This is a genomic window from Flavobacteriales bacterium, from assembly GCA_016716605.1.
Lineage (GTDB): Bacteria > Bacteroidota > Bacteroidia > Flavobacteriales_F > PHOS-HE28 > PHOS-HE28.
The window spans coordinates 1,956,243-1,981,558 of record JADJWA010000001.1 but is presented as its reverse complement, the minus strand read 5'-3'; the positions used below and the strand labels follow the sequence as shown (position 1 = coordinate 1,981,558).

24 protein-coding genes are annotated in these 25,316 nt (G+C 62.1%); 16 read left to right on the top strand and 8 right to left on the bottom strand.

Annotation, left to right across the window (positions count from 1 at the left end; all coding sequences use genetic code 11):
• Positions 1-30 precede the first annotated feature (30 nt).
• The 6 genes from IPM12_07940 (at position 31) to ftsY (ending at position 6,123) form a co-directional block, all read left to right on the top strand.
• On the top strand, positions 31-2,937 hold the full coding sequence (locus tag IPM12_07940; GenBank protein MBK9147733.1) for an insulinase family protein: 2,907 nt from the start codon (positions 31-33) through the stop codon (positions 2,935-2,937).
• 138 nt (positions 2,938-3,075) lie between these two features.
• Positions 3,076-4,338, top strand: coding sequence for a competence/damage-inducible protein A (locus IPM12_07935; GenBank protein ID MBK9147732.1), 1,263 nt, complete (start codon positions 3,076-3,078; stop codon positions 4,336-4,338).
• Positions 4,339-4,474: 136 nt separating this feature from the next.
• Positions 4,475-4,714 carry a 50S ribosomal protein L28 gene (gene rpmB, locus IPM12_07930; GenBank protein MBK9147731.1) on the top strand — a complete coding sequence of 80 codons (240 nt, stop codon included), beginning with the start codon at positions 4,475-4,477 and terminating at the stop codon, positions 4,712-4,714.
• 20 nt (positions 4,715-4,734) lie between these two features.
• Positions 4,735-4,923 carry a 50S ribosomal protein L33 gene (gene rpmG, locus IPM12_07925; protein MBK9147730.1) on the top strand — a complete coding sequence of 63 codons (189 nt, stop codon included), beginning with the start codon at positions 4,735-4,737 and terminating at the stop codon, positions 4,921-4,923.
• Between the two features lie 23 nt (positions 4,924-4,946).
• Positions 4,947-5,099: a DUF4295 family protein gene (locus tag IPM12_07920; GenBank protein MBK9147729.1), complete on the top strand. Its 153-nt coding sequence runs from the start codon at positions 4,947-4,949 to the stop codon at positions 5,097-5,099.
• Between the two features lie 67 nt (positions 5,100-5,166).
• On the top strand, positions 5,167-6,123 hold the full coding sequence (gene ftsY, locus IPM12_07915; GenBank protein ID MBK9147728.1) for a signal recognition particle-docking protein FtsY: 957 nt from the start codon (positions 5,167-5,169) through the stop codon (positions 6,121-6,123).
• On the opposite strand, the gene IPM12_07910 is transcribed toward ftsY, so the two are convergent.
• Both IPM12_07910 and IPM12_07905 read right to left on the bottom strand, forming a co-directional pair.
• Positions 6,124-6,369 carry a DUF2752 domain-containing protein gene (locus IPM12_07910; GenBank protein MBK9147727.1) on the bottom strand — a complete coding sequence of 82 codons (246 nt, stop codon included), beginning with the start codon at positions 6,367-6,369 and terminating at the stop codon, positions 6,124-6,126.
• Between the two features lie 67 nt (positions 6,370-6,436).
• Positions 6,437-6,661, bottom strand: coding sequence for a TM2 domain-containing protein (locus IPM12_07905; protein ID MBK9147726.1), 225 nt, complete (start codon positions 6,659-6,661; stop codon positions 6,437-6,439).
• Positions 6,662-6,955: 294 nt separating this feature from the next.
• Here IPM12_07905 and IPM12_07900 point away from each other — a divergent pair, with 294 nt between their 5' ends.
• Positions 6,956-10,342, top strand: a complete 3,387-nt coding sequence (locus tag IPM12_07900) for a hypothetical protein (protein MBK9147725.1) — start codon at positions 6,956-6,958, stop codon at positions 10,340-10,342.
• Here the strand turns inward: IPM12_07900 and IPM12_07895 are convergent.
• Positions 10,324-11,322, bottom strand: a complete 999-nt coding sequence (locus tag IPM12_07895; protein MBK9147724.1) for a hypothetical protein — start codon at positions 11,320-11,322, stop codon at positions 10,324-10,326. The genes IPM12_07900 and IPM12_07895 overlap by 19 nt on opposite strands.
• A 15-nt stretch (positions 11,323-11,337) precedes the next feature.
• On the bottom strand, positions 11,338-11,778 hold the full coding sequence (locus tag IPM12_07890) for a hypothetical protein (GenBank protein ID MBK9147723.1): 441 nt from the start codon (positions 11,776-11,778) through the stop codon (positions 11,338-11,340).
• 156 nt (positions 11,779-11,934) lie between these two features.
• Here IPM12_07890 and IPM12_07885 point away from each other — a divergent pair, with 156 nt between their 5' ends.
• The 8 genes from IPM12_07885 (at position 11,935) to IPM12_07850 (ending at position 18,739) form a co-directional block, all read left to right on the top strand.
• Positions 11,935-12,570 carry a response regulator transcription factor gene (locus IPM12_07885; GenBank protein MBK9147722.1) on the top strand — a complete coding sequence of 212 codons (636 nt, stop codon included), beginning with the start codon at positions 11,935-11,937 and terminating at the stop codon, positions 12,568-12,570.
• A 73-nt stretch (positions 12,571-12,643) separates the two neighbouring features.
• Positions 12,644-13,672, top strand: a complete 1,029-nt coding sequence (locus IPM12_07880; GenBank protein MBK9147721.1) for a T9SS type A sorting domain-containing protein — start codon at positions 12,644-12,646, stop codon at positions 13,670-13,672.
• Between the two features lie 30 nt (positions 13,673-13,702).
• Positions 13,703-14,671 (top strand): OmpA family protein, encoded by a 969-nt coding sequence (locus tag IPM12_07875; GenBank protein MBK9147720.1) that lies wholly within the window; start codon positions 13,703-13,705, stop codon positions 14,669-14,671.
• 57 nt (positions 14,672-14,728) lie between these two features.
• Entirely contained in the window at positions 14,729-15,559 is an 831-nt protein-coding gene (locus IPM12_07870; protein MBK9147719.1) for an AraC family transcriptional regulator, read from the top strand.
• Positions 15,560-15,617: 58 nt separating this feature from the next.
• Positions 15,618-16,022, top strand: a complete 405-nt coding sequence (locus IPM12_07865; protein MBK9147718.1) for a DUF1761 domain-containing protein — start codon at positions 15,618-15,620, stop codon at positions 16,020-16,022.
• Positions 16,019-16,981: a PD40 domain-containing protein gene (locus IPM12_07860; GenBank protein ID MBK9147717.1), complete on the top strand. Its 963-nt coding sequence runs from the start codon at positions 16,019-16,021 to the stop codon at positions 16,979-16,981. The genes IPM12_07865 and IPM12_07860 overlap by 4 nt, the downstream gene beginning before the upstream one ends.
• Positions 16,982-17,188: 207 nt before the next feature.
• Positions 17,189-18,391, top strand: coding sequence for a cation:proton antiporter (locus IPM12_07855; protein MBK9147716.1), 1,203 nt, complete (start codon positions 17,189-17,191; stop codon positions 18,389-18,391).
• Positions 18,392-18,571: 180 nt separating this feature from the next.
• The gene (locus IPM12_07850) at positions 18,572-18,739 is read left to right on the top strand and encodes a hypothetical protein (protein MBK9147715.1); all 168 of its coding nucleotides are present in this window, start codon (positions 18,572-18,574) and stop codon (positions 18,737-18,739) included.
• A 7-nt stretch (positions 18,740-18,746) separates the two neighbouring features.
• Here IPM12_07850 and IPM12_07845 read toward each other — a convergent pair whose 3' ends face one another.
• From IPM12_07845 to IPM12_07830, 4 genes are all read right to left on the bottom strand, one after another.
• Positions 18,747-19,256, bottom strand: coding sequence for an ankyrin repeat domain-containing protein (locus IPM12_07845; protein ID MBK9147714.1), 510 nt, complete (start codon positions 19,254-19,256; stop codon positions 18,747-18,749).
• A gap of 109 nt (positions 19,257-19,365) precedes the next feature.
• Entirely contained in the window at positions 19,366-20,250 is an 885-nt protein-coding gene (locus IPM12_07840) for a T9SS type A sorting domain-containing protein (protein ID MBK9147713.1), read from the bottom strand.
• Between the two features lie 91 nt (positions 20,251-20,341).
• Complete coding sequence (locus IPM12_07835) at positions 20,342-21,550, bottom strand: rhodanese-like domain-containing protein (protein ID MBK9147712.1); 1,209 nt, start codon at positions 21,548-21,550, stop codon at positions 20,342-20,344.
• Positions 21,551-21,557: 7 nt separating this feature from the next.
• A complete protein-coding gene (locus IPM12_07830) occupies positions 21,558-23,960 on the bottom strand; it encodes an ABC transporter permease (GenBank protein ID MBK9147711.1) in 2,403 nt (800 codons plus the stop codon).
• 148 nt (positions 23,961-24,108) lie between these two features.
• Here IPM12_07830 and IPM12_07825 point away from each other — a divergent pair, with 148 nt between their 5' ends.
• Positions 24,109-25,254 carry a prolyl oligopeptidase family serine peptidase gene (locus tag IPM12_07825; GenBank protein MBK9147710.1) on the top strand — a complete coding sequence of 382 codons (1,146 nt, stop codon included), beginning with the start codon at positions 24,109-24,111 and terminating at the stop codon, positions 25,252-25,254.
• Positions 25,255-25,316 lie beyond the last annotated feature (62 nt).

Sequence of the window (25,316 nt, the reverse complement as noted above, 5' to 3'; positions counted from 1 at the left end):
TCGGCATCTTCACGCCCCAATTCGAACCACATGCGCACCATCGGCCTCCTTTTGTCAGTGCTCTTCACGGCGCTCGTTTCACAGGCGCAGAAGACCTACCCCTACACCAGCGTCCCCGGGGATCCCCTCGAGGCGCGCATCTACACCCTCGACAACGGCCTACAGGTGTGGCTGAGCCGGAATGCTGATGCACCTCGCGTGCAGACCAACATCGCCGTACGCGCAGGCAGCAAGAACGATCCCGGCGATGCCACGGGCCTCGCCCACTACCTGGAGCATATGCTCTTCAAGGGGACCAGCCGGATCGGCACCAGCGATTGGGCCAAGGAGAGCGCGTTGCTGCAGCAGATCAGCGATGCGTACGAGCGCAGGCGCTGGTCGCGGGATGAGGGCGAGCGCGAGCGGATCTACCGCGCCATCGACAGCCTCAGCACGCTAGCCGCAGCCTACGCCGTGCCCAACGAATACGACAAGATGATCAAGAAGCTCGGCGCGCGCGGCACCAATGCTTACACGAGCACGGAACGCACGGTGTACATCAACGACATCCCGAGCGATGAACTGGAGCGCTGGATGGCCATCGAGAGCGAGCGCATGCAGGAATGCGTGCTGCGCCTCTTCCACACGGAGCTGGAAACCGTTTATGAAGAGTTCAACCGAGGGCAGGACAGCGATGGCAGGCAGCTCTTCCAGAAGAAGAATGAGCTGCTGTACCCGCTGCATCCCTATGGCACGCAGACCACGATCGGCACCGGCGAGCACTTGAAGAATCCCAGCATGGTGAAGATCCATGAGTTCTTCAAAACCTGGTACGTGCCGAATAACATGGCTGTCATCCTCGCCGGAGACATCGACTACGACAAGACCATCGCCCTGGTTGACAAGCATTTCGGCAAGTGGCAGCGGAGGGATGTCCCCGGTTTCAGCTTCAAGGAAGGACCTCCCGGCACCGGAAAGGCCGAAGTCTTCGGGCCGGAATCAGAATCCGTGAACCTCGCCTGGCGCTTCGATGGCTACACCCCGCGCAACGCCGCCATGCTCAAAGTCATTGATGGCCTGCTGAGCAACGGCACCGCCGGCATCATCGATCTCGATCTCGTGCAGCAGCAGAAGGTGCTGGAGGCTTATGCCTATACCAATGCGCAGACCGACTACAGCGAGCTCAACCTGGTGGGCAAGCCCAAGGAAGGCCAGCGGCTCGACGAGGTGAAGGACCTCTTGCTCGCTGCGGCCAACCGCCTGATCGAGGGTGACTACGACGACTGGCTCATCGGGGCCGTGGTGAACGACCTGAAGCAGCAGCAGATCCGCTATTGGAACGAGAACAACAGCCGGCGCGCCGCCGCCATGACCGATGCCTTCATCATCCGGAAGGACTGGAAGGATGAAGTGGCGCAGTTCGAGCAGATGGCGCAGTTCACGAAGGAGGACGTGACCGCCTTCGTGGGCAAGCGGCTGAGCCAACCCGATGTCCTGGTGTACAAGCGCACCGGCGAGAACAAGGGCGCGCACAAGGTGAGCAAGCCGAAGATCACGGCGATCGACATCAAGCGTGATGGCATGAGCGCCTGGCGGGCCGAATGGGAGAAGATGCCCAGCGGAACCGTGGCGCCTGAATTCATCGACTACAAGAAAGCCATTGACCGCAGGCCCTTGTCGAAGGGCGCTGACCTGGCGGTGGTGAAGAACCCCAGCAACGACCTCTTCAGCCTGCGATATATCGTTGACATGGGCACCCTGCACGACCGCGAGCTCGGCGTGGCCGTGGAGTACCTGCCCTTCCTGGGCACCAGCCGCCTGAGCGCCATCGACTTCAAGAAAGAACTCTTCAAGCTGGGCATGCAGCTCAGCGTATCCACCAGTGCAGACCGCTGCTATGTGACCCTGAGCGGGCTCGAATCGAACCTGGAGAAGGGCATCGACCTGCTGGAGGAATTGCTCGCGGATGCCCAGCCGGATAAAGAGGCCCTGGCGGGGCTGTTGGCCGACATCAGCAAGCAGCGGCAGGATGCCATGAAGGAGAAATGGCGCGTGCTCTACCTCGGGCTGTTCAATCAAGCGCGCTACGGAAAGCGCAATCCCTTCAACCATGTGCTGAACGAGAAGGAACTCGCCATGCTAACCCCGGAGGACCTGGTGGGCCGGATCAAGGGGATCATGGCTCACGAACACGCGGTGTTCTACTATGGCAAGCGCCCGGCAGACAAGATGGCCGAGCTGCTCAAGAAGAAGCATCGGTTGCCGGCCGCGCTGAAACCGGTGCCGCCGCCGGTGAAATTCGAGGAACAGCCCACCACCGAGAACCGCGTGCTCTTCGTGGACCATGACATGGTGCAGACCGAGATGCTGCTGGTGAGCAAGGCCGGTCCGTTCGACGTGGCGAAGCTCCCGATCGCATCGCTCTTCAACGAATACTTCGGAAGCGGGCTCAGCAGCATCGTTTTCCAGGAGATCCGTGAGGCCAAGGCCCTGGCCTACGGCGCCAACGCCAGCTACACCACGCCCGCGAAGAAGGACGAGGCCCATTACGTCCGCGCCTTCATCGGCACACAGGCCGATAAGCTTCCTGATGCCGTGGACGCCATGCTGAAGCTCATGAATGAGATGCCCGAGGCCGAAGCCCAGTTCGAGGGCGCCAAGGCCAGTGCCCTGAAGGTGATCGCCAGCACGCGCATCACCAAGGAGAGCATCTATTGGAACTGGGATGCGGCCAACCAGCGCGGGCTCGATACCGACACGCGCCGCACGACCTACGAGCGCATACCGTCCATCAGCATCCGGGACATGAAGTCTTTCTTCGACAATGAGATCAAGGGCAGGCCCTACACCTTCCTTGTGATCGGCAAGGAGAGCGCCATGGACATGAAGGCCCTGGAGCGCCTGGGACCCGTGATGAAGATCAGCAAGGAGCAGGTGTTCGGCTATCCGGAGAATTGAAACGATCCGGTTGCGCCAGGTGAAGGTTGAGCGGGTTGGGGCCGGCACGCGCCGCCTCAACCTGTCATTGCGAGGCTCCGCGAAGCAACAACCCCCAACCTGCCTTCGTCAAGCGAGCCTGAAACCCACAACCTGACCTTGAAGAAGGAAATCACCGCCGAGATCATCTCCATTGGTGATGAGCTGCTCATCGGGCAGACCATCAACACCAATGCTGGTTGGATGGGCGAGCAGCTCTCGCTCATCGGCATCAGGCCGATGCGTGTGCGCGTGATCGGGGACGACCGGCAGGCGATCCTGGATGCATTCGCGACCTCTACGGCTGACGTCGTGCTCATCACCGGCGGCCTGGGCCCCACCAAGGACGACATCACCAAGCAGGTGCTCTGCGAATACTTCGGCACGCGCCTGATCCGCCACCCGCACATCGAAGCCGCTATCGCCGCCTTCTTCCGCAGCATCGGTCGAGAGCCCTTGGAGGTGAACCTGGCACAGGCCGACCTCCCCGAATCCTGCACCGTGGTGCCGAACGACCGCGGCACGGCCAGCGGGATGTGGTTCGAGCGCAAGGGCCGCGTTTTCGTGAGCATGCCCGGCGTGCCTTACGAGATGAAGGCCATGATGCTCAAGCACGTGGTGCCCGATCTGAAGCGCGTCTTCCAACCGCCCACCATCGTTCACCGCACCATCCTCACCACCGGGTTGGGCGAGAGCCATCTGGCCCAGCGCATTGCGGCTTGGGAAGATAGCCTGGCCGCGGAAGGCATCAAGCTGGCCTATCTGCCCAGCCCCGGCCTGGTGAAGCTCCGCTTGAGCACCTACGCCAACAACGACCCTACCGATGCCCACCTACGCGTCGCGCGCAAAGCCGATCAGCTCTACCGCCTCATTCCGGAATTGATCTTCGGCGAAGGAGAGGAACGGCTGGAGGAAGTGGTGGGCCGCAACCTCAAAGAGCGCGGCGAGACGCTTTCCACGGCCGAGAGCTGCACCGGTGGCTACGTGAGCCACCTGATCACCGGAGTGCCCGGAAGCTCCGCCTACTTCATTGGTGGGGTGGTGAGCTACGCGAATGCGGTGAAGATGGAAGAGCTCGGCATCCCCAGCGATATGCTGGAACTGAATGGCGCCGTGAGCCAGCCCGTGGTGGAGCGCATGGCCTCCGGGGTGCGAGAGGCCCTGAAGACCGATTGGAGCATCGCCCTGAGCGGCGTGGCCGGGCCCGATGGCGGCACCGAGGAGAAGCCAGTGGGCACCGTATGGATGGCGGTTGCAGGCCCGGATGGCGTGCAGGCAGCCAAGGTCTATTTGCCCGGATCACGTGACCTGGTGATCAAGCGCAGTGCTTTGGCAGCCTTGAACATGCTACGCAAGTCCTTGTTGTTGAGGGCTGTAGATTGAGGGGTTGAGGGGTTGAGCCCCCACCTCCCGATACTTCAAGAATCCCACGGTACACAGCGCTTCCATCAACCTTCAACCCGTAGCCACCCAACTTCCATCTGAAACCCTAGATTTGCGCCCCGCAATTCAGAACGCCATGTCGAAAGTCTGCCAGATCACCGGGAAGAAGGTCACCGTGGGCCACAAGGTGTCGCACTCGAACATCAAGACCAAGCGCACCTTCGCTCCGAACCTCCAGGACCGCAAATTCTACATGCCCGAGGAGAAGAAGTGGGTGAGCCTGCGCGTGAGCACCGCTGGCATGCGCACCATCAACAAGATCGGCCTGGCTGAAGCCCTCAAGCGCGCCAAGGCGAAGGGATATCTCGCGGCTTGAACCAAGAACATCATTGAGCCATGGCCAAGAAAGCAAAAGGCAACCGCGTGCAGGTGATCCTCGAATGCACCGAGCACAAGACGTCGGGCCAGCCCGGCACCAGCCGCTACATCACCACCAAGAATCGGAAGAACACTTCCGAGCGGATCGAACTGAAGAAGTACAACCCGATCCTCCGCAAGGTGACCGTTCACAAGGAGATCAAGTAACCAGCGCCTAAGACCGAAGAGCCATGGCAAAGAAGACCGTTGCAACCCTGAAGAAAGCAGATGCCAAGACCTTCACGAAGGTCATCCGCATGGTGAAGAAGGAGACCGGCGGCTACTCATTCGTGGAGCAAGTAGTGCCCAGCGACGAGGCCGAGAAGCTCGCCAACGCGAAGTAGCGCGCGAAGACCCCATTGCCGGAAGGGCCTCCACACGTGAGGCCCTTTCGAGTTTCAGAGAACGACCATGGCATTGTTCGGATTATTCGGCAAGAAGAAGGAATCGTCGGCAGCGGCCGCAGAGCAACGGGCGCTTGATAGCGGGCTGCAGCGATCGCGCGAAGGCCTCCTGGGCAGGCTCACGCGCGCTGTCGCAGGCAAGAGCACCGTGGATGAAGAGGTGCTGGACGATCTGGAGGAAGCGCTGGTGGGCAGCGACGTCGGCGTGGAGACCACTTTGCGGATCATCGAGCGCATCCAGCAGCGCGTGAAGCGGGACAAGTACGTGGGCACCGGCGAGCTCAATGCCCTGCTGCGCGAGGAGATCGCCGCGCTGATGAGGGATCCTGCGCCGGTGGACCCGGCAATCAGGCCGTACGTGATCATGGTGGTGGGCGTGAACGGCGTGGGCAAGACCACCACCATCGGCAAGCTCGCCAATGCCTTCAAGAAGGAGGGCAAGAGCGTGGTGCTGGGCGCTGCTGACACCTTCCGGGCGGCGGCGGTTGACCAGCTGCGCATCTGGAGCGAGCGCGTAGGCGTGCCGCTGGTGCAACAGGGCATGAACGCGGATCCCGCCGCCGTGGCCTACGATGCCGTGGAAAGCGCCAAGGCCAGGGGCGCCGATGTGGTGATCATCGACACCGCTGGGCGCCTGCACAACAAAGTGGGCCTCATGAACGAGCTCACCAAGGTGCGCAACGTGATGCGCAAGGTGGTGCCGGACGCACCGCATGAGGTGCTCCTCGTGCTCGATGCGAGCACCGGACAGAACGCCATCGAGCAGGCGCGCCAGTTCACCAAGGCCACCGATGTCACCGCGCTCGCCCTCACCAAGATCGACGGCACGGCAAAGGGCGGCGTGGCCATTGGCATCAGCGACCAGTTCAGCATCCCCATCAAGTACCTCGGCGTGGGCGAAGGCATCGACCACCTGCAGGTCTTCGAGAAGAAGGCCTTCGTGGAGGCCCTGTTCAACGCCTGATCATGCGGCAAGGACCGATGTACGCCGTCCGGTGAGCAGGAGACGGATATTCCGGATCAGCTCACGCGCCCAAAGCCAAGCGAGCAGCGGAGCCAGGGCCAGGATGCCCCGATTGAATCGATAGGCATCCTCGAACTCGAGATGGAACAGGGAGAACACGCTGCGCGTCATGCCGCAGCCTGGGCAATCCGCCCCGGTGACACGTTTATAGAGGCACAGCGTGGGGCCTGAGCCGACCAGATCCATCGGGACCAAAGAGAGGGCTACCGGCAAGGCGATGAGCGCTGCGGTGACCAGGACCCGGATCCACCGGCTACTTCTTGAGCAGTTCGCGGCCCTGAGCATCCTTGAAGCTGCCGGTGGCGATCATGATCAGGTCAATGAGCGACCAGATGCCGCAGCCACCCAACGTGAGCAGTTGAACGATCCCGATGGCCGTATGGCCGGTGTAGAAGCGATGCACGCCCAAACCGCCAAGGAAAATGCAGAGCAGCAGCGCGGTGAGCCAATCTTTCTGAGGTGAGTTGATGATTTCCATGATGCATCCGGTTTGAACCGTCGGGGCGGGGATGATTGTTCGGGCCCAATATAGCAGGCGCTATCAACGGTGCTTCAGGCGCAGGTGGTGATCGACGCGAGCAACAGTCATCCCCTATTGTTCCTGTCGATGCACTGAAACGGATGATCCCTGTGGTCGAAGCCTTGCGGCTGTGCAGCCACGGCCATCAGAAGGCGGCTTGGAATAGAATCGAGCCCAGATCCATGAAGGGTATGACTCAGGGCTTGCTTCCTTCCGCCATGGATCCTCCAACTCCTCGAGCTACCTTGCTGCATGCTCCTACTCCGCCAAACCAACGGCAAACTGGCCCGGACCGTGGAGCGCATCACGTTCCGACAGGGCCACCAGCCGACGCATCATCGCGAAGTAGCCGTTCTGGACCGCGGCTGCGAGGTGGTGATCGACCTGAGCGACGCGCACAAGCAGCGCTGGCACGATGAGCACGGCGAGCGCTGCGACAGGCACAAGCGAGGCTGGCTAAGCGGCATGCGCACCACCCGCATCGTGCTCGTAATGGCACTTGTCCTTGGGTCAACATGGACAGCCGCTCAGACCGGTACGGTTACGTTCCATCACCTCACGATCGCGGATGGCCTGTCGCAGAATTCCGTGAACGCAATCGCGCAGGACCGCGACGGGTTCATGTGGTTCGGCACGCAGGATGGGCTCGACCGCTTCGATGGCCGCGAGTTCATCACCTACCGCCACAACGACCGGCCAAACAGCATCGGGAACAACTACATCTGGAGCCTGCTGGAGGACGTGGATGGCGGCTTGTGGATCGGCACCTTCGGCGGCGGGCTCGACCATCTCGACCCTAGCAACGGGACTGTTTCGCACTACCGCCGTGGCCCAAGCGGGCTTTCCGGCCACCGCGTGGTGGGGCTGCTCGAGCATCCCGTCGGGACGATCTGGGTGCGTACAAGCGTCGGGCTCGATCGCATCGATCGCGGCACCGGTGTGGTGACGCAGGTGCTCCGCAATGTGTTCGTGGAGGGCGATCTGATCGGCGCGATGGCACCCGCTGGCTCCGGGAGGATCCTGCTGCGCACATCTGCGGGGCTCTCCGAACTCGAGCTTCGCACAGGTAACCTGCGCACCATCACGATCGGTCAGGAGGTGAGCGCGCTCGCTTCGGCGGAGAACGGCTACTACGTCCTTGATGAGCACCGGCTCCTCCACATCGACAGGAATACGGGGAAGGAGGAGCTACTGGTACATGCTCAGGATGTACGTGAGGCCCATCCGCGCATCGGATCCCACTGCATGCTGATCCACGATGGACACATTTGGGTGGGGACCACGCACGGATTGATCCACAAGGATCCAATGGGCCGGACGACGCTTCACCGCCATGACCCGGAGGATCCGCGCAGCCTCGCTGACGACCATGTCCTTTCCTTGTTCGCCGGTAGAGGTGGCGAGATCTGGGTGGGCACGCGCAACGGCCTCGACCGCATCGAGCGCGTGGACCTTGTGGTGCATGGCCTCACCCACGTGCCGGGCGATCCAGTCTCCCTGCCCCATGCGAGCGTGACCTGTTTGCTCGAGGATGGGGACAAGATGTGGATCGGCACTCCGGCCGGCCTTGCCGCATGGGACCGTGCTTCCGGAATCATGGGCGTGCATCGCAACGACCCGCGCGATCCAGGGTCGCTCAGCGCCGACTACGTGCTCTCCACGGCGCGCGACAGCGCCGGGCGCATTCTCGTGGGCACGCTGGCCGGCGGTGTGAATCGGGTACTCACTGAAGGCCCTAAGATCCGGTTCCAGCGGTTGAGCGTCTCCCCGGACACCGATCCGAGGCGCAGCGCCATCGCACACGGGCTGCACACGGCGCACGATGGTCGCACCTGGGTGGCAACGGGCGGCGCCGGGCTGTGCTGCATCGGCCGTGATGGAGCCATGAGTTGCCTGCCCATCAACGGCCCCGGCGCTTCACCTCATCCATACCTCTTCACGGTGATGGAGGATGCAGCAGGTCACCTGTGGATGGGAAGCGCGGGCGGCGGTCTCGTGCTCTTCGATCCCACCACCACGCGCTTCGGTGCGTTGCGGAACAGCCCGGAGGACATGGGCAGCTTGAGCGATGACCTGGTCCTTTGCACCCATCAAGATCAGGATGGCCACCTTTGGGTGGGTACCGCGAATGGTCTTTGTCGATCGCATCGGCCACTGGATGATAGCCTCCGCAACGCCATTCTTGAGACGCGCACGCCTGCTGGCATCTTTCAGCGCGTCGGCCGCAGCGACGGATTGCCCAATGAGGTGATCTACGGCATCCTGGCGGATGGCGATCGACTTTGGTTGAGCACCAATGGCGGACTGGCTCAATTGGACCGATCGACCGGTCGCGTGGTACGCGTGCTTACGCGGTCCGATGGGCTGCTGGGCGATGAATCCAACCAGAACGCCTACCTGCGCACAGCCGACGGCACCTTGTACTTCGGTGGACCGAACGGGCTGAATTGGTTCCGTCCGATTGAACTGGCGATCGAGCGGTCCGCGCCGCCGGTGCGCTTCACCCGCTTCCTGCTGAACAACGAACCGGTGCCGCTGATCGCCGATAGCTCCAACGCCGCATTCGCCCTTCGGAACGCGATCCACCGCACGGAAGAGATCAGCCTCTCGTGGCGCGAAAAGGTGATCGGATTCGAGTTCGCCGCGCTCAACTTCATCGCGCCGGAAGGGAATCTGTACCGGTACAAGCTCGACGGCTTCGACGAGGATTGGGTGGATGCCGGCACGAGGCGCAGCGTCACCTACACCAACCTCGACCCCGGTGACTATGTGCTGCATGTGCAAGGCAGCAACAACGACGGGACCTGGAACCGGGAGGGCGCGTCGATCGCACTCAGCATCAGCACGCCGCCATGGCTCAGTTGGTATGCGTATCTGCTCTACGCGCTGGCTTTGCTCGGCATCGCCTATGGGTGGTACCGTTATCGCCTTCATGAGGCTACACGCGAATTCCAGACGGGATTGCGCATCGCGGAGGCGCGAAGCGAGGAGCGCGAGGACTTCCGGAAGCGCAGCGCAGCGGACTTCCACGATGAGAGTGGCGCCAGGCTCACGCGCATCGGCATGCATGCGGGCCTCGCGAAGCAGCACGCGCGCCATGATCCATTGCTATTGCCTCACTTGGAGCAGATCGAGCGGGCGCAGCGTGAACTGAGCGCCGGCATCCGCGACTTGATCTGGAGCATGGACCCTGGCCGGGATACGCTGCGCGATGTGCTGGACCGACTGGCTGATCTCGCCTTCGCGCTCTTCGATCGCACGGAAACGAGCTTCAAGCTGGAAGGGAACGATGATCGATTGAACTCGGTGAAGCTCGGCATGGAGCAGCGCCGCGCGATCATCCTGATCATGAAGGAAGCGATGAACAACTGCGCGAAGCATGCTCAAGCGCGGTCGTGCGCCCTCTCCGTAACAACTTCAGACGAGCACATCGACCTATTGCTGAAGGACGATGGCGTGGGTTTCGATGCAGCGCGATCGGATGCAGACCACTATGGCTTGCGCACCATGCCGGACCGTGCGGATAGCATCGGTGCGGAGCTGGTGATCACGAGCGCTCGCGGCCAGGGCACGGAAGTGCGATTGAGGCTCGGCGCGCGAACAGAGTCGCGCAAGGGCCCTCAGCAAAGCAGGCTGTAGCCGACCAACAGGCGACCATCCTTCCTCCATCGGATCCAGCCGGTGGGCGCGATGCGATCGGCGAGATCGTGCGTGCGCACCTGGAGCCAATCACCCTGCACTGCCACCGGGGCCAGCAGCGCATCGGCACCATCGGCCAGCACGGCGGCTGTTTCCAGGGGCTTCACGCGAATCGGATTCATCGCCGGATCGAGCGTCTCAACAGCGGTCGCGCTAATGATGAACTCCGGCCAGAGCCGCAGGATGCCCTGTGAGCGCGCCACCCATGCGGTGCGTCCATCGGTCTCATTCACGACCACCTCGACCCAATCGCTGGAGAGCGTGATCGCGCGCAGCAGCAGCAGGTCATAGTCGAGCTTCTTGTGCGCGGGCAAGAACCACGGCGGCCCGGAAGCGATATCGGCACGGTAAGGTCCTTGCGCGAAGATCAGGCTGTCGGTCACCGTCGGACCGTGCATCGGGTCGAGGAGGTCCGGTGCGGCATACATAGGCCATGCGCCCACGGCGATCGTGGGCGAGAACATGCCAAGGCCCATATCGACATCGCGGGAAACCGACGAAGCTGCGGCGATCACGGCGCCCTTCCACGACGCGAAACGAAGGGTGGCAGCGGGATCCGTCGGCCTCATGCGTTGCGGGCGCTCCTGTTCCTCCTGCCATGGCTCGATGGGCCCGCGCGCAACCGCGAGGATCCGGAAGGCGGTCCAAGCGATCAACAGCATCGCCAGCGGACCCATGATCACCAACGCGCGCACAGCATCGCGGCGTGGGCGCTTCGCGCACAGCAATCCAGCGAGCACCGCCAGCAGCGCACTCATCACGACCCCCGCAAGCGCAACGGTAGCCGCCCCAGCAAGGCCATCCGCTGGCTCAGCAAGGAAACGGCCCAGGAAACCACCGAGGAAAAAGCCGATGATTGCCACACTGAGCACCAAGCCGGCGACCGGCCAGCGCTTCGACGGTGATCCTGTCACCTCCATCTCACGCTAAACAGATCATTGGCCGGTCGCTGCCTTCATCTGTTCCAGCATGGCGGGGTCGAGGCCCTTGCCTTCCATCTGGATCATGGCCAGCTTCATCCCAAGATCGGCGATGCGTGGCGCGTACTCCAGGCTGATCGCATTGAACTCCTGCCAGCACTTGAGGCCCAATTCCCTCTCCCCGCGTGCTTCGATACGCTTGCTCAGCTCCGTGGCGCGCTCCGACCATTCGGCCTGCCGTGCTTGATCCACCTTGTGCGCTACCACCATCGCCTGCAGGCCGTCGGCGTAGTCGGCCATCAGGTCGCGGAACTCGCCCACGATCGGATCGCACGCCACGGCGGCTTCCACGGCAGGAATGGCGTCAGCTTCGTTCTCGATCACCACACCAGGGTCGGTGGGCTGGCCGCAACGCGCGAGGAGAAGCAGCAAGGGAAGCATCAAGGTGGCTCTCATATCGGTGATGGGTTGATCGGACAAAGGTGGATCGAAGCCTGCATCTCATCCACCACCCATTTGGGTGGATCGTTCATCGATCCACCTGGCATCCGTGAGCTCAGCGCCATCCATCAACGATCCGTCGTTCGCGCAGAACGGCCTTACATTCCCCTCATGAACGAGATCCCCAACTTGATCACCGTGGCCGTAGTAGAGGATGATCGCGAAGCACGCGAGGCCATCGCTGCGGTCATTGAAGCAGCCGATGGTTATGTGCTGCGTGGGGCCTTCTCGAGCGCGGAGGAGGCTATGGCGGCACTGCCTGACCTGGAGCCCGATGCCGTGCTGATGGACATCCAGCTGCCCGGCGCCAGCGGGATCGAATGCGTGCGCAAGCTGAAGGATCGATTGCTCGACACGGACTTCATCATGCTCACCGCGATGGATGATGAGGAGAGCGTGTTCCGTTCGCTGAGCGCCGGTGCCACTGGCTACCTGCGAAAAGGCGCCACTCCGCAGGACATCCTCGACGCGATCCGCGAGGTGAGGCAGGGAGGTTCCGCGATCACGCCCGGCATCGCACGGTTGCTCGTGCGCTCCTTCCAGCCGCAGCGCGATCCGGGGTTGAGCGATCGGGAGGCCTCGGTGCTTGCCCGGCTCTGCGAGGGCGAGAACTACCGCAGCATCGCTGACGCGCTCTTCATCAGCGCCAACACCGTGAAGGCGCACATCAAGAGCATCTACCTGAAGCTGCACGTGAACACGCGCGCCGAGGCGGTGCGTGCGGCCCTGCGCGATCGGCTGGTGTGACACGGATCCACCCATTTGGGTAATGGATGCCACTCGCGGGGCCCGATACGTTTGCCCCGCAACAACCATGGCCATGAATAGACCGCTACCCCTTTCCCTCGTGCTCTTCGCGGCACCCATCGCGCTGCTCGCACAGCCCACCATCAACCCCATCAACGTGCCGGTGATCGGCGATGTCGTCACCATCGGCTTATGCTCCGATATCGTGGATGCGAGCGCGCTCAATTCCAGTGCTGGCGCCATGCAGACCTGGGACTTCAGCGGATTAACAGAAACCACCGAGGAGGAATTCACTTTCGTTGATCCGGCGTCAACGCCTTGGGCGTCTGACTTCCCAGCATCGAACCTCTGCGGCATTAGTTGGGATGGTTCGCACAGCTATTACATCACCAATGCGAACGCGCTGGAAACGGAAGGGAACGCCATGGTCATTCCCGGATCGCCGCCGGAGGATACCGCCAAGTTCATCTTCGCCGTGGACCATGAACGGATCCTCGAACTCCCGTACACGTTCGGCGATGGGCATATCGATGGTTTCAGCGGAACTTTCAACGCCGGGGCCTTCATGGGCACCATGGATGGAACCATCGATGTGGATGTGGACGGTTACGGAACCCTCATCCTGCCGAACGGCACCTACACCAACGTGGTGCGCTACCATTTCAATCGGACCCAGAACAACACGATCCTGGGCAATACCACTACCCAGACAAAAGAGCAGTGGGGCTGGGTTTCTGAGGATCATCGTTTCTGGTTGCTGCTCATGGAGATCAACTTCGATGGTTTCGCGACGAACGATATCGTCTGGTACGACAAGAGCCCCATCATGGTGGGGCAGCAAGGCATGGATGATCCGGCCGGCTCATCGCTTGGCTTGTATCCTTCACCGGCCAGCACCGGCAGCAGCGTAACGATCACCGGGGCGACTAATCTCGCGAACGCGCACGTCCGGATCATCGATGCCTTGGGACGCACGGTGCTCATGGGCCCGGTTATGCGCGGCGCGTTCAGCACCACCGGACTCGTGCCTGGCCAGTACCTGGTCCGCTTGCTCGATGCCAATGGCCGTACCGCCCGCATCGGCCGCCTCGTGATCGAGTGATCCGAAATCCAGGACATGACCATGCGCCCTATGCGAACGCTCCTCCTCGCGCTGAACGTGTTGCTGTGCGCTTCATCTGCGCGTGCGCAGGACTCCGCCGGCTGCAAGGATCATCCGCTCATCACACGCTATCCCGGTGCCACGCTGGCTTGGTGCGAGGAGCAGAACCATGTGGAATACGCCATCGCCAAAGGCCCAGTGACCGGCTACAAGAAGATCGACGCGTGGAAAGAGGTGAAGGGCAGGCGTACTCGGCTCTATTACAGCATCAAGGGCGATTTCTCCATCCGCGACCTCTACCTCAACTACCAGAGCGCGCTGAAGAGCGCAGGCGCCACCATGCTCGCTGAAGGCCAGCAGGAGAAGTCCACCGCACCGGAAGTGGGCAGCCGCACCATGATCGGGATCCACTACTCGCGCAACGATTTCCCTTCGAGCGTGGGCATACGCCTGCTGCAAGGATCAGCGAGCAGCGGAGGCAGCTTCTACCTGGCTGGCTCGCTCGACAACAAGGGCACGCCGGTGCATATCGTGGTGAGCGGTTCGCAGTACACCAGTGAGGAGAAGGTGATGCTGGTGGATCTCATCGAAGAGGTGGGCGTGGCCACGGACAAGATCAAGGTGAACGCCGCGTGGATGAAGCAGCAGATCGAACTGCACGGCAAGGTGGCCCTCAACGACATCCTCTTCGATACCGACAAGGCCACGGTGCAAGCCGGATCACTGCCGATCATCGCCGAGATCGCGAAGCTGCTGGCGATGATGCCCGAACTGAAGGTGTTCATTGTAGGCCACACCGACATGACCGGTACGCTGGAACACAACCTTGACCTGAGCAAGCGCCGCGCTGCCGAGGTCGTGCGGCTGCTCACCACGGAGCACGGCATTGCAGCCGCGCGCCTCGATGCGCATGGCGCAGGCCCACTGGCACCTGCAGGCACGAACATGACGGATGCGGGCAGGCAGCTGAACAGGCGGGTGGAACTCGTTGCACGGTAGGCTGCCGGTGCATTCAGGGTGCATCAGCAGGATCGCGCTCGGCGGCTACATTGCCCCATGCTCCTGCTCTTCCGCCAGCCAGAGGGCCCGATCGCACACGCTGTAGAGCACATCACCTTTCATCAGGGCTATCACCCGCCGCACGCGCGCGAGGTCTTCGTGCCCGACGGCGGCTGCGAGGTGGTGATCGACCTGAGCGATGCGCCCAAGCAGCGCTGGCACGAGGAGCACGGCGAGCGCTGCGACGTGCATAAGCGCGGATGGGTGAGCGGCATGCGCACCTCGCGCATCGTGATCGGCGTGGGCAGCGGTGCGCCCATGCTGGTGCTGCGATTGCACCCAGGCGTGCTGCCTGCCTTGATCGGCATGCCAGCGAACGAACTGAATGATACCGTGGTGGACCTCGACCTATTGCTCGGCGCGCTCTTCAGCCCGGTGCGCGATGCGCTCGGTGAAACGCTGGAGCAACGCGGGGCACAGGCTATGATGGATGAGGCCGAAGATGTGCTGGCACCGCTCTTTCCCGCGATTACGGTGGAGCGACGGGTGGGGATCGCGTTGCACGCACTGCAACAACGCAATGGCATCGGAACGGTAGGCGCGATCAGCGATGAGCTGGGCTGCTCGAAGAAGCACTTGAACGACCTCTTCCGGCGCCATTGCGGGTTGGGACCGAAACGCTACGCGAGCCTCGTTCGCTTCCAAACGCTGCTGCGGCGCTTGGAGCACGAGACGGATCCCGATTGGGCGCAGCTTGCGCTGGAGCATGGCTTCTACGACCAGTCGCACATGGTGAACCAATTCCATGAGATGACCGGTTATACGCCCACCCGCTACATGCAGGTGAAGGGACCATTCCTGAATTGGCTGCCCGTGAACGACCGGTGAATTTTTTCCAAGCGGACCCTCATCACGGTCGGTTCCTTCGCGGCATACTCCTCATCACATGGACGTCCACCTGAACCACCTCGCCATCATCGTGGCCGCATTGAGCGACCTGCTCGTGGGCGCGCTCTGGTATTCGCCGCTGCTCTTCTACAAGCCCTGGCGCAATGCCAATGGCTTCACCGATGAAGGCATCAAGAAGGCTCTGAACCCAGCGAAGACCTACGGGCTCACCTGCCTCTTCGCGCTCATCATCAGCTACAACCTCGCCTTCTTCCTCGGCTCGCCGGACATGAACGCTTCGCAGGGTGCGACCTACGGCCTGCTCACCGGTGTATGGGCCGCGCTGGCCTTCATGATCGTCGGGCTCTTCGAGCAGCGCAAATGGGGCTACATGCTCATCAACGCGAGCTACATGCTGGTGGCCTTCACGCTGAAGGGGCTTATCATCGGGGCGTGGCGATGAAGACCCAACTCTTGCTCCTGCTTCTCGCGCTCACCGCATGCGGAACGCCACCGGTACCGCTCGAGGAGGCACCTGCGACACCGGACCTCCGCATCGCCTTCAACGTGTACACGAACACGCCCGAGGACAACTATGAGGTCTTCGTCATGGACCTCGATGGCGGCAACCGCAAGAACATCACGAACACGCCCGGTGTGGATTGGGTGTACGCGTCCTACGGCGATCGCCTCCTCTTCCTCAGCGACCGCGACACCTGCCACCGCTGCTACTTCCTCTACGAGATGGACGCAGAAGGCAACAACGTCCGTCGCATCAGCGATCGTCAATTACAGGACAGCTGGATGGGCTCGCGCTTCAACGGCACCGAGTTCATCGTGGATCCCAAGGGCATCAACGATACCGCCTTCTTCCGGATCGGCAAGGATGGCGTGATCCTAGACACGCTTTACCACGGCCTGACCTACGCCAACGACCCCTGCTTCTCACCAGATGGCGAACAGGTCGTCTTCCGGGGGGCGAGGGAGAAGGTGAAGCACGGCTATCCCGCCGAACTGCACATCATCAATACGGATGGCTGTGGCCTGCAGCAGCTCACGCACTATCCTGCCAACGATACCACCGCTGAATGGTGGGCCTATCACGCGGGTCCACCTCAGTGGCGGAGCGACGACCGCATCACCTTCTGCTCCAAGCGCAAGGGCAACCTCAGCATCTTCAGCATCAAGTCCGACGGCTCAGACGAGCAGCAACTGACGCCCGATGGCTTCGATGAGGACTGGCACGCCTGGAGTCCCGATGGCAACTGGCTCGTGTACAGCGGCACGCCGCTCGTGAGCGATGAGGAGCGCCCTGTTTACGACATCTTCCTCATGGACATGCGCACCATGCAGGCGAGACAGCTCACTACGGATACGCTGAGCGAACAGGCACCGGTATTCGTGCGGGCAGCCGCTCATTGACTGCCAAGGGTTCAAGCGGACTTCAACTCGTCCGGGAGAGCTGGCAGCTGTGGTTGCATTTCAGCCGTTCATCGTAAATGGCGCCCCCCCATGCAACCAAGCCCTCCAGTTGCATGAGGGGGCCCTCCCCCTCGCCAGAAACCATCGCTATGCATGGCCAATCCCGGCGATACGCGATCTTTCGCTCGCATGGACGCCTACAATGTGATGATCCTCCTGAGCGGGCTGGTCATCTTCAGCTACCTCTTCGACCTGTTCGCGCGACGCACACGGCTGCCGTCAGTGCTGCTGCTCCTCGGGCTCGGCATCGCGCTTCGCGCGCTCGTGAATTACTGGGGGGTGGCCGTGCCGCAGCTGGACGTGCTGCTGCCCACCCTGGGCAATGTGGGCCTCATCCTCATCGTGTTCGAGGGTGCGCTGGAACTGGAATACGAGCGCCGCAAGCGCCCCATGATCCGCAAGGCGGCCGTCTCCGCCCTGTTCCTCCTGTTGCTGACGACGGCGGCCATCGGGATCCTTTTCCACTACTGGCTCGGTATGGGCTGGCACATGGCCATCGCCAACGCGGTGCCGCTCAGCGTGATCAGCAGCGCTGTGGCCATCCCGTCGGTCGGCGGCCTGGGGCCGGAGAGTCGCGAGTTCGTGGTTTACGAATCCTCGCTCTCCGACATCCTCGGCATCATCCTGTTCAATTTCGTTGTTTCGAACACGGAGTTCGGCGCCAAGGCCGTAGGCGTGCTTAGCGCCGAGATCCTCGGGGTCCTTGCGTTGGGCGCCACTTTCTCCCTGGCCCTCCTATGGCTATTGGGCCGAATCAAGCACAAGGTGAAGTTCTTCCTCATCCTCGCCATTCTGGTGCTGGTTTACGCGCTCGGCAAGCAATTCCATCTATCCACGCTCGTGGTGGTTCTCGCCTTCGGGTTCTTCCTGGCCAACGTGGATCAGATCCCCTTGCGGTGGCTGCGTGAACGATTCCTATATCCGGCGTTCCACGACGATCTGCACCAGTTCCACTCGCTTTCGCGCGAGAGCGCCTTCCTGATCCGGACCTTCTTCTTCGTCCTCTTCGGGTTCACGGTGGTCATGGGCGAGGTGCTCAATGCCGAAGTCGCCCTGATCGGCGTTGCGCTGCTCCTGATCACGTATCTGCTGCGCGGGCTATTCCTGGGAGGCATGGTGCGCATGGCCCTGGTGCCGCTCATGTACATCACCCCACGCGGCTTGATCAGCATCCTGCTCTACTTCTCCTTGCCCGTTCAACTAAGGTCGCCGCAGGTGGGCATCGGATTGCTGTTCCTGGTGGTGCTAAGCACCTGCGTGATCATGGCAGTGGGCCTGCTGGCCACCGGCCATTCGGTTGAAGAATCCATCCCGGATGCCCAAGGGAATGGCACCGTCCAGGAACCCTGACCGTTGTCGGCGGGTGATCTTGCCGGTGGCGATTGGATGGCCCCTGCCCATGCCTTGAAGACAGGATTCGGCACCAGATGCGACAGGTGCTATGACAAACGCAGCGTGATCCGGCTCCACGTTAAGGCCCGCGGTGGCCTGCCGCACGCTTGCTGGCTTCGATGAGTATCCCAATGAACCATGACCGCAGGAGCACTGGGAGTGAACGCCGGCGCGCCGATCGTGTGCGATGAGGATCGTCCGGCCTACGACATCTTATTGATGCACATGCGCACCAAGCAGTCAAAGCAGCTCACCACGGATCCGCTGAGCGAGCAGGCGCCAGTGCTCGCGAAGGCACTACGCTAGCGCGGACTTAGGGCATCGGGAACTTCATCTCCGAAAGCCCAAGCCCTTGGATATGCTCCAGCAGCTCCTTCGCCGGTTCACCGCCGCGCGTCGCATGATGCAAGAGCGTGAGCCCGTGCGGACCCGTTGAGCGAAGCAGATTCGGGAAGGCCGCGAGCATGTTCCTTACTGCGGTCGTGTGCCCGAGCATCGTGAGCACGAAGATGTTCGCGCGCGCTCCTTGGCTGATGAGGTACTCTGCGATCTCGCGATCCCCCACATGCCCTGCGCCATCCAAGGCCGTTTCGAAGTCGCCGCCACCCACGTCCCAGCTCGCGTTCAGCAGGCCGGGGTGCTCCTTCAGCATGCGCTGCACCTCCGGCAGGTTGTTGTGGCCAACGCGCACGAACTCCTTCACCAGATCCGGCGCGATTTGCGTGGGCTTGGCGGGTTTCATGGCGTCTTGCGCGAGCAAAGGGGCGCCGCTGATGAAGGGAAGTCCAAGAGCGGTGGTGGCGAGGAAGCGGCGGCGGTGCATGTGGCAGATGTTATTCGTGACGTAGTGCCTTCACTGGATCCCTCTGCTCGGCACGAATCGTCCTGAAGCTCTCCGTGAATATCGCGATCGCAATGGCCTAGGCTGAGCGTTACAACTTCAGCACACGATGGCAACGGTTGGTCAGCCGAAGCAGGTAGGTGCCCGATGGCAGTGCGGCCAGATCAAGTTCCCCATGACCGCCTGCCCGGTGCATCGCGACCACACGGCCGGCGGCATCAAGCACGCTGACCAGCTGGCCGGCAGCGGCACTGCCAAGAACGCAGGCGTCGATCACGGGATTTGGGAATGGTTCAGCCGGTCGATCGCTACCCGGCTCCGCGACAGACAAGGCAAGGGATCCGCAACCATCCACGACCAGTTCATCGTCATGAATGGCGTAGGTGAGCAGACATCCGTATTCCTCAATGAACAGGCAGAGGTGGCCGAACAAACCGCTGCTCATGCCTATGCCTTCAATGATGTAACGGTCCCAGGGGCTGAAGTGGAAGCGCCTATGCCATGTGCTGCCAACCTGCACCGAGTCGACCGGACCCACCACATAGTTCTCGGCGCAATCGCCGAAGGTGCCGCTGAGCACCTGGCCTTCGATGAGGCCGAAGTCGTAGAGCAGTTCCTCGTTCAGGAATCCGGAGAAGACCACCCACCATTGCTGCTGCACGGTGTCCTCGCGCAAGGCACCGAGGTACTGATCGATGGGAACGATGGCGAAGGGATCCGTGCCCCCGATCGCCCAGAGTGTGTCAGTGCCCGTGCGTCGCAGGCGCTGGTAGTCCTGGCCACCGATCATTGTGTCGCCATCGAGCTGGATGACGAAGACGGAATGATGAAGGTAGCTCCCGTCGAAGTATGCGTATGTCTCCGTCCACGTGGACGTGGCGTGCAACCAGCCATTCTGGGACATGGCGGTACTGGCGCTTAGCACGATCGCAAACGCGCTGAGAAGGCCTCCGGTGGGTGGCAGGGTCAAAGCCATGCCGCAAGTTGGCCGCAAGCAGGGTCACGCACAGCATATGTGATGACCGGTCGTTGGATCGTCCACGAATGACGCGGCCTCCCCTGGTCCGTCACGGATCAACGAGCCAATGCCTCCACGCCTGATGATCATCCATGTTATGCACTGCCCAGCGCAGGCCCCAGATGCCACCGGCCAGGGTGCTTACATCAGTGTACCCTATGCTGCACAAGGTCCGCGCCGCGTCGAGCACAGGGCCGCCGGTCATGTCCCCAACAAGCACAACGGGAGTAGCCTTGTCGATGCCCATCTCCGTCATGCGCGACCCGATGTTGGTCGCAGGGAGATGCACGGCGTGCCGGAAGCGGTTCATCCGGCGCAGGCCGTTCGTACCCTCTTCGTTGTACACCTTCTCCGAGCGCACATCGACCACGTGACAGCGGCCTTCCTCGATCGCGTTGGTATCGAGTTCGGACAGTGGAGCTATCCTGTAAGGTGCTAAAGGGGTCCAGATCCCGTTCCGGCACGGGAACCTGGTGCTGTCCATCCCCATCAGGGACGCAAGTCCGTCGAACAGCACGTGCACATCGGTGAAGCCGTTCTCCTGGAGCAACATTGCTGCTCGAGGTGCATCACGTCCCCCCTCGTCGAGCAGGACGATCGCAATGTCCCGTGGCATTTCATTGTAACGGTCATGCAGCGCAGCCATTGGGATGTGCATGGAGCCCCTGATCGCACCCATGGCATTCACACGTTCGGGGCGCCTCGCCGGCGCGAGCAGTGAATCCGGGCGCACATCCAGGAGCACGACCGGCCGCGTCGCGACCATCTCGCAGAGCCCCTTCGCGTTGATGATGCCGTAGCTCGTATTCCGCTCGATGAGCGCACCAAAGTCGACGAGGCGGTCCTGTTCCAGCCAATAGAGGCTAATTCCAGCGTTCACGTTCACGACGTTCGTATAGCCACTATCGGCCAGGGCGTTGCTCACGCGCCTGCTGCGCCGGCTATGCGAGCAGTACACATAAATGGGCCGCTGCTTGTCGGACCCAAGCTCAGCCAGCCGCTGCGGCACTTGCTTGAAATTGATGTTGATGGCGCCGCGCAATCGCCCGATGTTCAATCCTGCCCATTCCGCCGTGTCGCTGAATTCGCCGGGTGAACGCACATCAAGAATCAATGCTCCAGACTGCTCCGCCAGTTCCGCAGGCAGGTCCTCCAGCGAGATGTTGCGGTACCGCACCCCATCGCCGGCGAATTGGGCCGCAGCCTGTGCGCATACCAGCAGGCAGAGCGGAACAAGGTGGATGCGGAAGCTTGTCACGTTGGGGTTACTCGTGACGAAGCGCCCGCACCGGATCCGTCTGCGCAGCCCGGATCGCCCTAAAGCTCACTGTGAACATCGCGATGAGCAGCACCACCAGTCCAGCGCCCACGAAGACCAGCGGCTCGATGTGCGTGCGGAACGCGAAGTTCTCCAGCCAGCGGCCCACGCCGAACCACGCAAGCGGCATCGCAACCAGCGCGCCGATGACCACCAGCAAAAGGAAATCGCGGGTTACCACCCAGGTGATTCGCATCGTGTCGGCGCCCATCACCTTGCGGATACCGATCTCGCGCGTGCGCTTCTCGGCGGTCCAACTGGCGAGCGCGAAGAGACCAAGGCAGGCGATGAACACCGCGAGCAGCGAGAAGATGCCGACCAGCGAGGCCAGACGGCCTTGTGCTTCGTACTGCATGTCGAGCTGGTCATCGAGGAACTGGTACTCGAATGGGAAATCGGTGGTGCGCGCGTTCCACTCCCTGCGTGCGGCCTCGATCACGGGCGTGGGGTCGCCGCCTTCGGTGCGGATGTAGATGTAGCGCAGCCATTGCCCGATATCGGTGGTCATGTCGAACACGAAGGGCTGCACGGCCTTGAAGAGCGGGTCGAAGGCGAAGTCCTTCGCGACGCCGATCACGCGCTCGTCGCCGTGCGGCGTGTCCATGCGGTCGCCGATGGCCTTGGCGGGATCATCAGGGTGCAGCTGCCGCGCGAAGGACTCGTTGATGATGACGCTGAGCGAATCGTCGCCGGGGAACTCGCGGCTGAACCAGCGTCCGGCGAGCAGCTCGATGTCCATGGCCTGCTGGAACTCAGGGTTCACGTACAGGCAGGGCAGGTAGGTCCATTTGCCCTGCTCCATGTCGGCCCAGTTGAACTCGTGGGTGTTGTGCTTCTTGCCGATGATGTCGTTGGCCCAGCTCACGGCCCTCACGCCGCTGATCTTCTTGAGCTCGGGGAAGACGGACATGTACACGTTGTACATCGGCGCGCGCACGGGAATGAGGATGACCTGCTCCTTGTTGAAGCCGAGCTCCACGCTCTGCAGGTGATCGTGCTGCTTCTTCACGAACACGGTGCCGATGATGAGCACCAGCGCGATGGCGAACTGCACCACGACGAGCGCTTTCCGTAATGCCTGTCCGCGCGAGGTGCCCGCCGCATTGGCCTTCAGCACCACCGCCGGTTGGAAGCTCGATAGGAAGAAGGCCGGATAGATGCCGCTGAGCAGGCCCACCACCACCGCGATGCCGAGCACGGCGGGCACGCAGGTCGTGGGCAGTGGGATCAATTCACCGGCGAGCTGGTTGAAGGCGGGCATCAGCAATTTGATGAGCAGCAACGCGATGACCGCGGCAACGAGGCTCATGAGCACGCTCTCCAGAAGGAACTGTCCGATGAGCTGCCCACGCGTGGCGCCGTTGGTCTTGCGCACGCCCACTTCGCGCGCCCGGTACGCGCTGCGCGTCGTGGCGAGGTTCATGAAGTTGACGCCCGCGAGCACGAGGATGAAGAAGCCGATGGCCCAGAGGATGTTCACGCTGCCCTTGTCTCCGTTCTGGTGCATCTCGAAATCGAGCTTGCTGGTCAGGTGGATATTATTGAGCGGCTGCAGCTCGTGGCCGATCTGGTTCTTCAGGAAATCAGGGTAGTATTTCTGGATGAAGTCGGGGAAGATCCTGTTCACCTCGGCCGCGCTGATGCCTTCCTTCAGCCGGACGTACGTCCAGCAGGGGTTCCACACCCAGTTGTTCTTCTCGATGTTGCGCCAGAACTGCGTGATGGTGTAGAAGGAGACGAGCCCCTCGAACTGGATGTGCGAGTCGCGCGGGATCTCGCCCAGGATGCCGGTGACCTGCACGTCCATGGCGTTGTCCCACTTCATCATCTGGCCCATCGGATCGGCGTCGCCGAAGTACTTCTTCGCCAATTCTTGCGAGAGCACAATGCTGCCGGGCTTGGTGAGCGCGGTCCTCGGATCGCCCACCAGCAACGGGTAGTTGAAGATGTCGAACACGGTGCTGTCCACCAGGTAGAGGCCGCTCTCGGTGAACATCTTGTCGGTGCTCAGGCTGTCGCCCACCTTCAGCGTGTGCTGCGGGTCCTGGAAATCGAACCAGCGGCAATAGCGCTCGATCAGTTCCGGATGGTCGCTGTACAAGGTCGGGCCGAGACCGAAGACCATGCTGCTGCTGTGCTCCCCTTGGCCTTCCATTTCAATCTCGCCCACCACACGATACACCCGCTCGTTGCTCGGCACGAAGCGGTCGAAGCTGCGCTGGTACTGCACGTACAGCCCGATGAGCACGAAGCACGCGATACCCGTGGCCAGGCCCAGCAGGTTGATGAGCGTGTAGAGCTTCTGCTTCCACAGGTTGCGGAAGCTGACGAGGAGGAGGTTCTTGAGCATGGGTGCAACGGGGTGATGCAAGGTCCCCCTGACCACCCTTTCGTTAGTTGGCTTCCGTGCGCTGAGGTTGCCTCGGTGACGGATGGTTCATGGCCGCCGCCATCCGACCTTTGCAGTGCCCGGTCGTCTCACCTGCAATTCCATTCGCATGCGCCGCGTCAGCCCACTCCTCTTCATCCTCCTCGCCATCACTATTCACGCCCAGACGGACACGATCACCGTTGGTGCCTTGGAGCGCACGTACACCCTCCGTTTGCCGAGCACCTATGACGGCACCGCGGACCTCCCATTGGTCATCGCCATGCACGGCGGTTTCGGCAGTGGCACGCAGCTCGAGAACCAATCGCAACTAACGGTGAAGGCCGAGCAGGAAGGCTTCATCGTGGTGTACCCCGATGGCTTGGGCGGCGCGCTCAATATCCGCACCTGGAATGCTGGCGGCTGCTGCGGCTATGCCATGAACAACGACATCGATGATGTCGGCTTCATCGACGCGCTGCTCGACACGCTCATTGACGGGTACAGCATCGACACATTGCGCATCTATGCCACCGGCATGAGCAACGGCGGTTTCATGAGCTATCGGTTGGCCTGTGAGCTGAGCGAGCGCATCGCCGCCATCGCCCCGGTGAGCGCGAGCATGACCATCGCCGCATGCGAGCCGGTGCGACCGGTGCCCGTGATCGGCATTCACTCCTACCTCGATACCAGCGTGCCCTACCTCGGCGGCATCGGCGATGGCGTGAGCAACCATTACAACTCGCCCCAGGACAGCGTGCAGACCGCCTTCGCCCTGCATGCCAATTGCGTTGTGCTCAATGACACGATCCAGCACGATGCGCAACTGACCGTGGTCCGCTGGCACGATTGCGATTGCCAGCAAGAGATGCTGCTCTACATGACCCAGGACGGCGGCCATAGCTGGCCCGGCGGCAACGGCACCGGCATCGGCGACCCGCCGTCGCTGACCGTTAGCGCTAACGACCTCATGTGGGGCTTCTTCCAGCAGCACTCCCTCGATTGCCTGAGCACACCGGTCGCCTCCGCCCCAGCGCAGGCATCAGGCATCACGGTCGGTCCGCAGCCGACCGATGGCTTCGTGCGCATCACCGGAGACGCGCTCATCGGTGTGGCGGTTCACGATGCTGCCGGAAGAGCGGTGGAACGATTGCAGGTTTCGCCCGCATCCTCCATCACCATCGACTTGAGCGCCATGCCCGCTGGCACCTATACGCTCTTGCTCACTGACGCCCGTCAGGTTGTGGCGACCCGGCGGCTGATCCTGCTCCGATGAAGCCCGCTATCGGTGGGTCCATCTGGCAGCAGCGAGGGGAGGTTGAAGTCATCCTCGCTGTT